This is a genomic window from Paraburkholderia sediminicola, assembly GCF_046026895.1.
Classification (GTDB): Bacteria; Pseudomonadota; Gammaproteobacteria; order Burkholderiales; family Burkholderiaceae; genus Paraburkholderia; species Paraburkholderia sediminicola_C.
On the sequence record NZ_JAQQEU010000001.1, the window covers coordinates 22,368 to 35,403 of the forward strand.

At 58.4% G+C, this 13,036-nt stretch carries 12 protein-coding genes and 1 tRNA gene; 7 read left to right on the forward strand and 6 right to left on the reverse strand.

The genetic code is table 11. From position 1 onward, the window contains the following. Nucleotides 1-499: 499 nt before the first annotated feature. A complete protein-coding gene (locus tag PQR02_RS00100) occupies nt 500-2,167 on the reverse strand; it encodes a UvrD-helicase domain-containing protein (RefSeq protein WP_408223641.1) in 1,668 nt (555 codons plus the stop codon). Continuing rightward, the gene (locus PQR02_RS00105; RefSeq protein WP_408223644.1) at nt 2,164-4,068 is read right to left on the reverse strand and encodes an ATP-dependent nuclease; all 1,905 of its coding nucleotides are present in this window, start codon (nt 4,066-4,068) and stop codon (nt 2,164-2,166) included. The genes PQR02_RS00100 and PQR02_RS00105 overlap by 4 nt, the downstream gene beginning before the upstream one ends. A 321-nt stretch (nt 4,069-4,389) precedes the next feature. Here PQR02_RS00105 and PQR02_RS00110 point away from each other — a divergent pair, with 321 nt between their 5' ends. The 7 genes from PQR02_RS00110 (at nt 4,390) to PQR02_RS00140 (ending at nt 9,612) form a co-directional block, all read left to right on the forward strand. Then, a complete protein-coding gene (locus tag PQR02_RS00110) occupies nt 4,390-4,521 on the forward strand; it encodes a hypothetical protein (RefSeq protein WP_408223647.1) in 132 nt (43 codons plus the stop codon). A gap of 33 nt (nt 4,522-4,554) precedes the next feature. Continuing rightward, the gene (locus PQR02_RS00115) at nt 4,555-4,884 is read left to right on the forward strand and encodes a hypothetical protein (protein WP_408223650.1); all 330 of its coding nucleotides are present in this window, start codon (nt 4,555-4,557) and stop codon (nt 4,882-4,884) included. A gap of 146 nt (nt 4,885-5,030) precedes the next feature. Then, entirely contained in the window at nt 5,031-6,002 is a 972-nt protein-coding gene (locus PQR02_RS00120; protein WP_408223653.1) for a DUF932 domain-containing protein, read from the forward strand. Nucleotides 6,003-6,110: 108 nt separating this feature from the next. Beyond that, entirely contained in the window at nt 6,111-7,109 is a 999-nt protein-coding gene (locus tag PQR02_RS00125; protein ID WP_408223656.1) for a YqaJ viral recombinase family nuclease, read from the forward strand. A 68-nt stretch (nt 7,110-7,177) separates the two neighbouring features. Then, entirely contained in the window at nt 7,178-8,140 is a 963-nt protein-coding gene (locus tag PQR02_RS00130; RefSeq protein ID WP_408223658.1) for a recombination directionality factor, read from the forward strand. After that, the gene (locus PQR02_RS00135; RefSeq protein ID WP_408223661.1) at nt 8,137-9,183 is read left to right on the forward strand and encodes a hypothetical protein; all 1,047 of its coding nucleotides are present in this window, start codon (nt 8,137-8,139) and stop codon (nt 9,181-9,183) included. The genes PQR02_RS00130 and PQR02_RS00135 overlap by 4 nt, the downstream gene beginning before the upstream one ends. A gap of 129 nt (nt 9,184-9,312) precedes the next feature. Beyond that, a complete protein-coding gene (locus PQR02_RS00140) occupies nt 9,313-9,612 on the forward strand; it encodes a hypothetical protein (RefSeq protein ID WP_408223664.1) in 300 nt (99 codons plus the stop codon). 318 nt (nt 9,613-9,930) lie between these two features. Here PQR02_RS00140 and PQR02_RS00145 read toward each other — a convergent pair whose 3' ends face one another. The 4 genes from PQR02_RS00145 to PQR02_RS00160 form a co-directional block, all read right to left on the reverse strand. Beyond that, on the reverse strand, nt 9,931-10,662 hold the full coding sequence (locus PQR02_RS00145) for a hypothetical protein (RefSeq protein WP_408223667.1): 732 nt from the start codon (nt 10,660-10,662) through the stop codon (nt 9,931-9,933). A gap of 24 nt (nt 10,663-10,686) precedes the next feature. After that, nucleotides 10,687-10,760, reverse strand: a tRNA-OTHER gene (locus tag PQR02_RS00150). 247 nt (nt 10,761-11,007) lie between these two features. Then, the gene (locus tag PQR02_RS00155) at nt 11,008-11,790 is read right to left on the reverse strand and encodes a hypothetical protein (RefSeq protein ID WP_408223670.1); all 783 of its coding nucleotides are present in this window, start codon (nt 11,788-11,790) and stop codon (nt 11,008-11,010) included. Further along, nucleotides 11,787-12,287: a hypothetical protein gene (locus tag PQR02_RS00160; protein ID WP_408223673.1), complete on the reverse strand. Its 501-nt coding sequence runs from the start codon at nt 12,285-12,287 to the stop codon at nt 11,787-11,789. The genes PQR02_RS00155 and PQR02_RS00160 overlap by 4 nt, the downstream gene beginning before the upstream one ends. Nucleotides 12,288-13,036 lie beyond the last annotated feature (749 nt).

Sequence of the window (13,036 nt, forward strand, 5' to 3'; positions counted from 1 at the left end):
CAACTGGGACCGGGCTGACATAGTTGAAGTCTGCAATTCGACGTAGATTGTGCAACCTGAGCGGCCATGTACGAATCATCCGAGGTTGCCGCCCAGACCTCGTCTTCCAAGCAGCAACGCCGGCTGCCAGCTGGAGGCGAATACCAAGCATACCGAACGAGCTCAAACGCTCACGAGCTTGTCATGGTTCGACGCAGTGAAGGAACTGCGGACCATTCAGCGCGATTGGTCGGTCGTGCTCGAACACCCGCGTGAAACAGTCGACGTGCTAAAGCTAAGCGAATGCGGCACGCCGTAACAAGGCCGTATTTTTCTGAGCGATCTGCCGATCTTTCGGGTACCCGCTGAGATCGAAATCGACCGGTGCAGAAAAGCCTTCGGCGATGGTTCACTCTTCTTCGATCGCGATCGCGGTGCGGTTGTTCAGTTCATCGCGTACAAGAAGCGAACATGAATACGAGGCGGCGACAACAACGACGTCTCTTACCGATTCAATTGCTCATTGAGGATTGAGAAACGGCATGGCATAACCTACGAATTCGTTATGAGCCTTTCTATTTTCCCGCCATCGATAAGGATTGGACGGGGGCGTGTCTCTGCGATCGCTTACGGTCAAGATAAGGCGCCTTTTAGCGCGAGAAATCCCAACGAAGAAGGCACATCTTTCGGCGTCTGCGTCACCCCAAAAAGTCTCGTTTTCGACACCTAGAATGATGACCGAATCGAATTCGAGCCCCTTGCTCTTGTGTATAGTAAGGATGCGTACCGCCTGGTCATCGGAAAAGCGCTTTAACGCTTTGGGCAAGTCGGCTTCCAACTTCAGCAGACCTTCGATGCGGCTCTTCGTGTCGTTGACGACCTCTTTGAATCGCGTCGTGGACTCGTAGTCTGGCGAAAGCGCGGACAGGATCTCGATTCCAACCTTGCGCAAAAATGCACGAACGGACTCCCACCAGTCCGAGAAAGGCTCACCAAGCGACTCAACAAAAGCAGCTTTTTTCCGCTGCTCCGAGATAAAACGCTGGAAGTTTTGCCGCGCGTTCGACTGTATCTCTTCATCGGCGAAAGGAATCAGCTGGTCCATTAGACGAATCCAGGCCTTGGGTTCGCGTTGTCCATAAACACAGGACAGATAGTCGACGATTAGTCTTGCGGCCGGCTCTACGGAGATGTCCTGAATCTGTTGCTCATTTCTGAATGGGATGTTTCGCCGCTCCAGCGCTGCCATCAAAAGATCGGCATACAGATCGGGTTGGCGAGCGACCAGGATTGCGATTTCCGAAGGAGCAAGCTGATCGCGATTGATCCAGCCGTCAATTGCATTAGCCAGAAACTCAGCTTCCTGCTGGCTGCCGGGGAAACGCCACTCGAAAATAAGACCTTCATCGCCTACGAGCTGCTCATCGGGCATAACGGACGATGGGTCCATCACGCGGATGATCTCGTTCTGCATGCGCAACAGGCGCGGCTTCGAACGGAAGTTTCGGTACATGTTGAGCGGCTCTGCACCGAAGTCTGTCGCGAAGGTCTGAAAGATACCGTCGAGGGCACCCGCCCATCCCATGATCTTCTGTTTGGTGTCGCCGACTGCAGTGAGGCGAACGGCCGTTCCGTGAAAGGCAATCTTCACCAACTCGTACTGGTGGTTGGTGCAGTCTTGGAATTCGTCTAAGAAAACATCGCTATAGGTCTGGCGAACGGCATTACGGGCAATGCTTGATATTCTTAAAATCTGGATCGCCAGAGGCACTAGATCCGTGAATTCGATCTGCCGTCGCGTGACCCTTCGGTCGCCGATACGGTAATCAACATCCAATGCATCCTCGCCGGTTAGCACCGGGCGAAAACGATCAATAATCCGCTTGGCAAAGGCATGGAACGTGTAGCTGTCGAAACGCGCAGCCAAATCTGGACCGCACCGACGCTTCACACGCTCCTTCAGATTTTTGCTGGCGTCAACTTTGAACGAGATGGCCAGTATTCGCTTTGGATAGCCGCAGGTTCCGGTACGCAACAGGAAGTCGGCGCGCTGTGCAAGCATTTCAGTCTTGCCCGCCCCCGGCCCTGCTGTCAGGGCAAGGCAAAGTTCCGTTTCCTTCGCCGCCCGCAATGCGTTAGGTTCGAGCGTCAGCCCATCTGCTGGATTCCAGGTGTCCGCCGCGATCACTCTGGCAACTCCTCCAGCTTGGCGATCACCGCGTCCGCCAGACGCCCCAGAGACTCAGGCATGTCAGCAAGAAGTTCTTCGTCGCTCAACTGGGCCAGTGCGTCGATGTGTGCTGCTGGCTTGCTACCGAGCTTAAAGCGTTTGTGATATGTGCCGAAAAGGCCGAGCTCATTCGCGTCGTATTGGCTTGCATCATAGTGACTTTCACCGAGGACGGCCTTAATGGTTGAGTCACTCGGTGGATTTGGTTCAACGCCGTACTCATCCGGAAAAGACAGCAGCATCGCGAAATCGAGATCCATCGGATACGAGAAGAAGACACCCCTGCTTTCCAGCCGTTCGAGGTAATGACCGTAGTCACGAACCTTGTGTTGTGCCGAGTTCCAAACAGGAATGTTGTAATCCCGAGGAAGTGTCTTGGTGGGCGCATACTCGCCCAATTGATCGTTGACGTACTTGATCCGCCCCCAACCACCTTGATACCGGGCGACATCCAGATCGAGCAATGTGACATGTGGAATTTCGAGCGCGGAAAGCAGGCGCCAGAAGTGGTTTACATGTCGGCCTCCGAGCGGAGCAACAGTCACTGCGGACTCGTCCACCGGGACGCCCTTGGCGCGCAGGATTCGAGGCAAGACAATTTCTTCGCTATCACCTTCTCCCAGGATGACCAAGCGGGAGAAGTAGATTTCGGGGTATGCCTGTACGGCCTCCCGAACGAACTTGTGTGCCTCATCCGTTTTCTTCGGCATTCGAATGCGCGCGATCTTCGTCGTGCGCTCATCCGTGAGACGCAAGTAGCGAATGTGCATCGGGTCGACACGCCTCAGCATAGAAGGCGCATGGGTGGCGATCAGGGCCTGGGCATCCTCGTTGCCCGTCATGGCAACCAAGGCATTGACTATCCGCCCGAGGTAATGGGGCGACAGGCTGTTTTCGGGTTCCTCGAGGGCAACGATCGTAAATACGGGCGGGCGCAGCTTGTCCGGATCGAAGGAATCGTCTTCGCCGGCGAGGACGGCGCGCCCGATGGCCTGGGCTGAGAGCACCAATGACAGGTAGAGCATCGACTTCTGACCGTCGCTCAGCCTCGAGAAATCGACGAGCTCTTCATCATGCCCGGGTGAGAAGGAGACCGACAAGTGCCGTAGCAGGGCCTCAATCTCCGATGCGACGAAGGTGATGTGGGGATCGGCAAAGAAGCTGCCTTTGTGCAACGTACCCCAGGTCATCCTCAGGCTCTCGCTCAGGGCAGCAACCGACGGGTTCGCGGCCAGGCTTTCGCTGATCTGGTCCGTGAAGCCCCTGACTTCCTCGCGCTCGCTCTCCCAGTTAACTGCCCGCAACATCCGGCCCAGCAACGCATTGGCACCGTAGGCGATGTGTTCGGCAGGATCACGCCGCGCGGGCAGGTAGTGGACCTGCACGTGGTTTCGTTCCGCTCGTGGAACCTGCGCGGTCGTCAAGGGCGAGCCGTCGCTGTTCAGGTCGAGAACGTAGACCAAGGTTTCCTCGATATCTCCGTCCACGCCCATCGTGGCACTCAGTCGATATCGGACTCGCGCCAGGCCATCAGCGGCGTCTAGGCGCATGTGGCTGAAATGCGGTGCCACAGTCGCGTTCTCGCCTTCATCTCCCAACTCCGGGAACACGAAGTCAGCTTCTATCCAAAGCTGTCTTTCGTCGGGTTCATCGTCCTCGTCGTAGGGGACGTGAAAGTCGGAGCGTTGAATCCGTCTCAACGAGGGATCGAAGGCGAACAAGCGGCACAGAGCTTGAAGCGCCGCTGTCTTTCCCGAGCCGTTGGGCCCGATCAAATACGTGATGTCGTTCAGCGTCAGTTCGGTTGGTTCCGCTCCGAACGACTGAAAACCGGACAGTCGGATTCTCTGTAGTTTCATGCGCCCTGCGCCCCGTTTCGACAAAGCGTTGTCGTGAAGGTAGGTGGAAAGTCAACTGTAGCATCCGCTTCGATCTCTTTACTACAATCACATCGGATACTGCAAGAGTACGGGCCGCGCTCGCCATCCCGGCCGACGCGCCGTAGCAAGCAGTGGGAACGTAAAACGGCCCGAAGGCGTCCGTCCTCGGGCCTCATGCCGTTACGGCGCCGATTCAAAAAAATCTCAGTTCTATATCACCTCCATGTGCAGAGCCAGGACTGTCTGCGACTCTGCCCGTCGTCACGCTATTTTCCCCACGTACTCAACATGGAGCAAATCATGGTGCCACCCATCAATTCACCAATCGATACCCTCTTTGCGTTTGCCATCGTCTTCGCAGTCGCCGCGCTGTCCACCGCGGCGGTCCTGACGTACGTCGGCCGGCTCAAGGCTGCGGCGCGCACGGCCTGAACGCCTCCTATCTCGAACCAAGAGGCGTTTCGAATGACCCAATGTCCAGTCTGCAACTCCACGCGTATTGAGACCCGCCACTACGCGAAGAAAGTCGGTGGTGCCATCGGCACGGTGGCCGGTGCAGCAAGCGGTGCGGGCGCTGTGCTCTCTGGCGCGGAAGCCGGTGCGGCTGTCGGTGCTGTGGCCGGACCTGCCGGTGTGTTAGTGGGAGGCATCGCGGGTGCGGTGATTGCCGGTCTGCTTGGTGCTGCCGCTGGTTGCGCCACGGGTGTCGCCGTCGGTGACGCGATTGACTCGAACGTGCTCGACAACTGCCGGTGCCGCTCATGCGGGCTCACGTTCAGTGTCGGCCATCGCTAGGCGCCAGCCTCTTTCGTTTGTGCTGTCATCGTCGGCGTGAAGGCTCCTTCACGCCGATTCATCTCTTTCCCGCGTTTCCCTTTTCCATTTGTCTTATCCCGGTCGCGACTGGCCGGCACGCGTTCATCTATCTACAGGAGTTCATCATGCATCTCGTCCAGACGATGGCCTACATCAACGAAACCCCATGGCACGGCTTGGGTAACCAGCTCGCGCAGAATCAGCCGCTAGAAGTATGGGCGAAGCAGGCTGGCATGAACTGGAAGGTCGAAGAAGCCGAAGTGCGCTTTGTGTCGGGTAGCTCCGATTCGAATCTCGGCTCAATCCATGCGTTTCCTGAACAGAAGGTGCTGTACCGCTCCGACACGAAAGCTCCGTTGTCAGTGGTGTCCAGCCGTTACCGGGTCGTGCAGCCGTCGGAAATCCTGGAGTTCTACCGGGATCTAACGGAGGTGGGCGGGTTCGAGCTGGAAACGGCTGGCGTGCTCAAGGAAGGCCGCAAATTCTGGGCACTCGCGAAGACTGGCCAGAGCGCTGCACTCACAGGCCGTGACCGCGTGAACGGCTATTTGCTGCTCGCGACAGCGTGCGACGGCACGTTGGCGACGACCGCGCAATTCACGTCGGTGCGCGTCGTCTGCAACAACACGCTGGCTATTGCATTGGGCGACAGCACGGGTGCCGTGAAGGTGCCTCATCGATCGCAGTTCGATGCACAGGCCGTTAAACGTCAGCTGGGTATCGCGATCTCGTCGTGGGATGGCTTCATGGCACGCATGAAGGCGCTCTCGAAACGCAAGGTCAGCACGGAGTCGGCAGAAGCGTATTTCAGGCGGGTGCTTACGTATCACCCGGGCAGTACGGCCGAGCGTCCTGTGGCGGCTACCAACGACAGCGCGGTGAAGGCCGTGAATGAACTGTTCAGCGGGCGCGGCAAGGGCGCCGAACTCGCTTCGGCCGCTGGCACCGCCTGGGGCCTTCTCAACAGCGTCACCGAGTATGTGGACCACCGTCGCCGCGCGCGCAGCGACGATCACCGGCGCGATGCAGCCTGGTTCGGCGCGGGTGCTGCCCTTAAGCAGAAGGCTTGGGATGAAGCGCTCAAGCTCGTTGTCTGACTGCATCCCGATCGTCTGCTGTCGCTCACGATCTTTCCACCATCGTCCATTTACACGAGGCCCGGTTGAGCATGCGCTCGCCGGGCCTTGTGCCGTCAGGAGAAGGACATGTCACCACCGAACCACGATCACCAGCCTGCACGAATCGCGTCGGCCTTGCGTCTGGTCGAGACGCGGGGCTTGAGCCGCGATGGCTGGCTGCAGGTGCGCAGGACGGGCATTGGCGGCTCTGATGCGGCCGCCGCCGTCGGCCTGAACCCGTACAAGAGCCAGCTCGAACTGTGGCTCGAAAAGACCGGGCGCGACGCGGCGCTGCCGAAACCCGACCCCGCCGACACCACGCAGCCGGTCTATTGGGGCACGCTGCTGGAACCGATAGTCGCAGCGGCCTACACGCAACAGACGGGCAACCGCGTGCGCAAGGTCAACGCGGTGCTCCAGCATCCGACGATTCCCTTCATGCTGGCGAACCTCGATCGCGAAGTCATCGGCGTGCCCAATGTGCAGCTCCTTGAATGCAAGACGGCCGGCGAGTTTGGCGCACGAGCCTGGCGCGAAGGCGTGCCGGAATACGTGCAACTTCAGGTGCAGCATCAACTGGCCGTGACGGGCAAGGCGGCAGCCGATGTCGCCGTGCTGATCTGCGGCCAGCAACTCGACGTGCACCGCATCGAGCGGGATGACGCGCTGATCGCACGGCTCATCCCGCTTGAAGCGCAGTTCTGGCAGTACGTCGAAACCGATACGCCGCCACCCGCCGACGGCTCCGAGTCCGCTGACCGTGCCTTGCGTTGCCTGTATCCAGGCAACGCGGGCACGGTGGACTTCACGGACGACCGGCGCCTGTCCGCTGCCTTCTCTGATCTGGTCGCGGTGCGCGCCGACATTGAAGCGCGGGCTACTCAGGAAGCGTTGCTCAAACAGACGCTCCAGCAAGCCATGCGTGACGCGTCGCGCGCGATCTTCGAGACGGGCGAAGTGTCGTTCAAACGCAGCCGGGACTCCGCTTCCGTCGACATCAGACGCCTGCTCGCCGAGCACCCGACACTCGCCCAGCAGTACGCCACCACGAAGCCCGGCTCTCGCCGCTTCCTTGTATCGGTCTGACGCGCCGTCACGGACGTCACGCAGGTTGCACCGTTCGCATCACCGCAACACACTCTAGGAGATTCATCATGCTCAAGGGACTTTCCATCACGCCGCCCGTGGTCGGGCGGATCTCGATTGGCAGGGTTGTAGAAAAGAACGGAAAACGTCTTCCTGAAAAAGATGATCAGTTCACACTCACGACTCAGGTCCAGACTCGCGACGGCTGGATGCTACACCCACTGAACGAAACGTTGCGCAAGGCGTCGACGGGTAAGCTGCGCGCGATCCCCGTGCGCATGCTGTTCAACGACCCCGACCTGAACCTGCGCGCCGACTACAGCCTTTTTGACCGCGACACGGGCCGTCCCGTCTGTGTTGGCAACGGCGAGACGTGCATGCGTGCCACGCGCGACGGCATCCGGCAGCAGCCGTGCGCATCGCCAGACGGTTGCTCGTTCGGCCAGCAGGGCGGCTGCAAGCCCTATGCGCGCCTGAACGTCACCGTTGGCGATGACGACGAGCTGGGATCGTTCATCCTGCGCACGACCTCGTACAACTCGATCCGCACGCTCGCCGCGCGCCTGCATTACTTCAATGCCGTGTCGGGCGGACTGCTCGCCTGCCTGCCACTGGAACTGAAACTGCGCGGCAAGTCCACCACGCAGAGCTATCGGTCGGCGATCTATTACGTGGATCTCGGTTTGAGAACGGGCAGCACGCTGGAAGACGCCATTGGCGAGGCGCGTGAGCTGGATCAACGTCGAAGGGCGGCTGGCTTCGCTCAGGCGGCGCTCGATGCCGCTGCGCGGCTGGGGTTTGCCAACGGCGCGTTCGAGGACGGTCCGGAGGAAAGCGCGGTGGTCGCCGAGGAGTTCTATCCAGTTGCCGACGGAGACCGTGGACCAATAGCAGGCGTAGCGCAAAAGGATGGACTGGCGCAGAAGGAGCCGGCAGGCGCCACACAGACTACAGCGACCATAGAAGCGGTGCGTCCGACACTGCGTGACCAGCTGGAGCGCAAGGCGGCGCTGGGAGGTCAGGCAGCATGAGGCTCGCGTCCCGATGTGCTTTCACACTGGCGGTCGTGGCGACTGCCACCGCGCTCTGCCTGTCGGTGCTGGCGGGCTGGCAGCGCGGCGGCACGCTGCCCGAGCGGCTTGTATGGATCGCGCTCGGCATCGTGCTGGTGGTCAACGCGCATCTGCTGCCCGCGCTCGCGCGCGGTTCGCCGCCCGTGGTCGGGAGTGCGGCCGTCGTGCTGTGGGTCGCATGCATGGCGAGCGCCTGCTATGGCCATGCGACGTTCTTCCTGCTCGCGCAGCAGCATGCGGGGGAGCAACGCGCGGAAGCCGTTGTCGCAGTCGCGCCGGCTGTTTCCCTTCGCAGCCTTACGGTTGTGATGGCCGAACGGGCAGCGGTGACGCGTCAGCTCGTGTACGCCCGGGCGCAGCGTTGTGCGCGTGATTGTTCGCCGCCGGAAGCACGACGCGGGATGCTCGCCGCGAGACTCGATGCGCTCGATGCCGAAGCCGGCGACATCCGGCGTCACGATGCGGTGGTCGACCGGGTCACGGCGCAGCGTGACGCATCAAGGGCCGATCCCGTCACGGCGCGACTGGCCGGGTTACTCGGTACGACCGTCGCACGACTCGACCTCCTCGCAGGGCTGTCGTTCGCTGCCGTACTGGAGGGCGTAGCGTGCCTGCTATGGACGCTCGCGCTTCCATCACGCGTCGCAGTCACGGATGGGATAGTCATGGATGCACCCGTGACTTCGGCCGTGGTGACGTCCCCCACGACGTTACCGGTCGTGCCGTCCGTCGTGGCGACGAAGCCCGTCATGCCTCCGTCCGGGAAACCCGCAACGCAAGGTCGCGACACCGTTCCGGCGGGCTACGTTGCCGTTCGCGATCCCGTCGCGCGCGCTGATCGTGACGACATGCCCGATTGGGAGTTTGCGCGGCTAACCGAAGCGGTTGCTACAGGTCGCGTGCGGGCTACCGTGGCGGACATCCGTCGGCATCTGGGCTGCTCGCAGGCGCGAGCAGCGGCATTACGCCGCCAACTCGTCGAAACTAACGCTACGGCATAAGCGCCGGGCTGCGCGCCCGGCGCGCTTTTCCATCAGGCGCGTCCTCCGTCCAGTTTCTCCCTTCAACCAGCGACTGCGCATCCGGCTTTGTCGGAGGTCGGCGTACGCCCGCTTTCTGGAGCATTGAACATGATTCCGCCTTACTTCCGCTTTTTCCAGCCGCGCTTTCGGCCCGGTCGCGTCTTCGTCACCGTAGCCGCGCTGGTAGTCTTGCGCACCGCTAACATCTCGCCCGTCGAACTGCTACTGCGGCACGTCAGCGGTGACTGGGGCGACCTGTCCGAATCCGATCGCCAGCAGAACGAGCTGTCAGTCGAGGCAGGACTGCGTCTTCTGTCCAGCTATGTGATGCCGGGTGGACAAACCGTCTGGGTCATAACGGAGTGGGACCGCTCCACCAGCACGATTCTGTTACCGGAAGACTACTAGCGTTCGTCCCGTCTTTCGCAGTAGCCAATTTGTGGCGGGACTCGCAAGCGAAAGGACCGCGCCCCAAGTTGGTCAGAACGGCATATGCAGGTGCGCCCCGGCGCATCTGCCATCAATTGTGGTGTTTATTTTTTTGCCCGTTTTGATCACGGTCGGAAATTGCAACGCTCTGCACTTCCGCAGTCGATCCGCACCGTCAATTAAACTAGCGAAACTTCAACGACGGCTTCAAAAAATACAAAGATCATTCGTTGGAAGCGATGACGGGCGAAGGCTCGACCGCAGCGCTGCATTACCCGAGAAACGCACTTCTGCGGATTAAGCCTCACCCGGTACGATGTGAGACACCTGTTTTGCGAAAGATCTTTTGAGCTTCAATTGCGCCACCCGCCTTTCTATGCTCCAGCCTTCGGATGCCTTGAGCGCCTCGGCATGTTTCTGAATTTCGAAATAGTAACTGGGACGAAAGGCGCGATTGGGCGACTCAATAAGCAGCTCCAGAATGGCAGCGAGCCGCTGCGACGCATCCCGCCAGCGCGTCAATGTGACGACATTGATTGCATCAAGCTCCCTTGTCAGCTCGCAATTAACCTTATCGTTTTGCCTGTTAAGCGCCATAGCCCATTGGCCATGGGCGATCTTATTCCGCAGTACGCTCGGCCCCTCGATGTAATGCTTGATGATGCCTTGCACTTTTTTTCGGATATCCGATATTTCCTTATTCTCGCGTTTCGTTACAATTCGTCGCAAACCCAAGTCGAGAGCTTTATGCCAGCCTGCCGTAATGCCCGCATCAAGGATGGCTTTCTTAATTTGGAGGATATGCGGAGAAGAAAATCCGTAAGGTGTGTGTATCACCTTAGAAAAAGCGCATTCCGCATAGGCGCAATATAATAGCGCTAGCTGTCTGCTTGCGAGATCGACCGCAGTCTTTTGGTCTTTTACAAGCAATTGGTTGATCGATCTAACTTGTTGCACCCACGCCTGATCAAGCATGCGTAGATTGGCAACTTGCGCCCGGTAAACTTTGAGCTTTTCGTCCTGAGTCATTTTTTGTGTGAGACGAGAAGGTTATGCGCGGCCAGGAATCGAACCTAGACTTCCTCAACCTTTCGGCAAGGCGTTCTACCAAATTAAACTACCACGTCGGGGTCGATTGTAACCAGACGCTTGAGTTTTGCAAGAGATAGATAGCTAACGAAGCCGGCAATTGAGCGTATCCCGGAGCGTACACCCAGACTGATCTGCTCGCGGCAAGCTGAGTTGCCGCCTACGTTGGAGTGAGGTAGAACAGTGTGAGTAGGTCAGGAGCCGATCGGCACATAGCGGCGTCGACAGTCTCGTCCAAGTTGAAAAACCGTCCATCCGAGACAGACGTTCGACGACAACGCTCAATTAGACAAGCTGCAAATATTCAATGCCAAAACGCTGACTCGGCCGCTTCCACTGCATTTCGATCGAACTGTTTGACGGAAACGCATACGCAAGCAATAGATGCGAAGTTTGCCCATCATTGGTGCCCCTAGTCGCGGGAAGTTTGATCTTGAAACCGCTGGCTGCCGGTGAAAACGGTGAGTCGATCTCTGAATGTAGAAAGCTCATTTCGCGGCGAAGTCCAAGCATGTTGCGCAGAACCTGCTTGGAGACTGACGGCATGAATTTACACTCGACCAGCAATACCACGTCATCGGCTGTCGGTCGAAACTTTGGCTGTGTTTTCTTCGGAGACGGTCCCTCAATAATCAAAATATCCGCTTCGTGATAGTCGCCATTTCGGGTGGAAGCGCTGGCATGCTCCATGGCACCTAGTCCGACAAACTCGACGCTCTGCCAAACTGTCATCTTGGTCGAGTCGGACAGCGTAATGCAAACATGACTTCTCCGCGGATTCGCAAGGCCCGGAGACCCGTTATAAATGTATTGCCCCTTCACCAATCTCTGGGCTCGGAACGTGCAGCCCGGATCGGTCAACCTGATACGTTCAAGTAGCTTGAGGAAAGCATAGAACTCGAAGAGCTTGCCCTCGCCCCAATCAATAAGATCGACACCCGCGTAGCTCGAACCGGACGGAGTCGCGCTGGTCACACTCCGAAGAGCGCCGCCGATGTTGTTTTCGATCCACTTTTTCATCGCGCGCGTGGCAGCAGTTTTGGCGGGATCAGCTTTCGGCTTATTCATTCGCTCCTGCTCCTATGTCGGTTGCGGGCTCTCTGCGGCTCAATTTTTCTGTCGGGCGGAGGAGGGTCGGCATCGTTGCCCTCATACACACGGCGCTTCAGGTCGCCCACCAATTGCAAAAGAGTTTCGATTGACCGCGAATCGGTAAGCTTCTCCAGTGACAACTTGCGTTTCCGTACACGGGAGCGAGCCTGTCGTTCCTCGTCTGGTACGACGTATAAGCCACTTACATTTTGACCAAATAGTTCGGTCAAGCCTGATTTCAATTCGCCGATGCGCGACTCGCGAAAGTGATCGAAGTATGCCTTTAGGCCATCGATATAGAACGCCAACTGCTCGCGCGAATCTCGCATCTCGTTTGACTCGACTTCTCCTTCACCGGAATTTCGCAAGCCAAAACCCTGTACAAATTGAGCATCAAGCCTTCCGAACCCGGCTTGGACGACGGCATCTCTCAGCGCCTCCAAGTAAGCGCTTGCAGCTTCGGTACTTATCACTTGAACCGCTCCACGGGATTGTTTTTAATACCTTGCACCGTGCACTAGCCTTCGATGGTGACGAATAGCGGTCGATATCTTTTTCGGCTTCCGCCAGAGATTGCCGATCACCGCCGCGCTTGGCCGAGGCGCCGTTTTCATTTCTGGCGGGGGATCAAAGCAAAACGATCGAGCGTTCTCGGCGCCCCCAAATGTCACCGCAGCTGCAAACCAGCCCCTCACAGCGCGCGACGCAACCGCCGGTGAATCGCTGTCTGACTGGGTCCAACTCAAACACAAGCCTGTACGCATTCAGCTCGACAGCGACGAAACAATGTGTTTTCCACTCCACGTGAATGGAAGGCGAGTGTACGCTCCGTAGCGCTACAAGACGCTGGCACTTCCCGCAAGAAGACCTGCATCAGGTATGCGATTTGAATACATTGTCCCGCATGGCAACCGAAATGTTGCATTTTCGCATCCATGCGTGAGCTCTTGAAGATTGCTTTCCCGTGCGACCGGTTGCTCATATAGGTCTTGCCGATGCCAGACGTCGGTGCCTCAAAGACTGCTGCGTGGGGCCATGTTCTTTTATTGTTGTCGACAACTTCGATTGCTCGGGATTGGATCGACGCTTAGGTCCTGTTGATCCCGGTGCTTATACGTCGCCATGATAGCGCGTAATATGGGCCGAAATTCAGAGCCGACCTGACCATGTACAGAAAAGTTGGCGGTATTATCGTGTCGGCGCCTGTTTTGTTTGCAAGCAG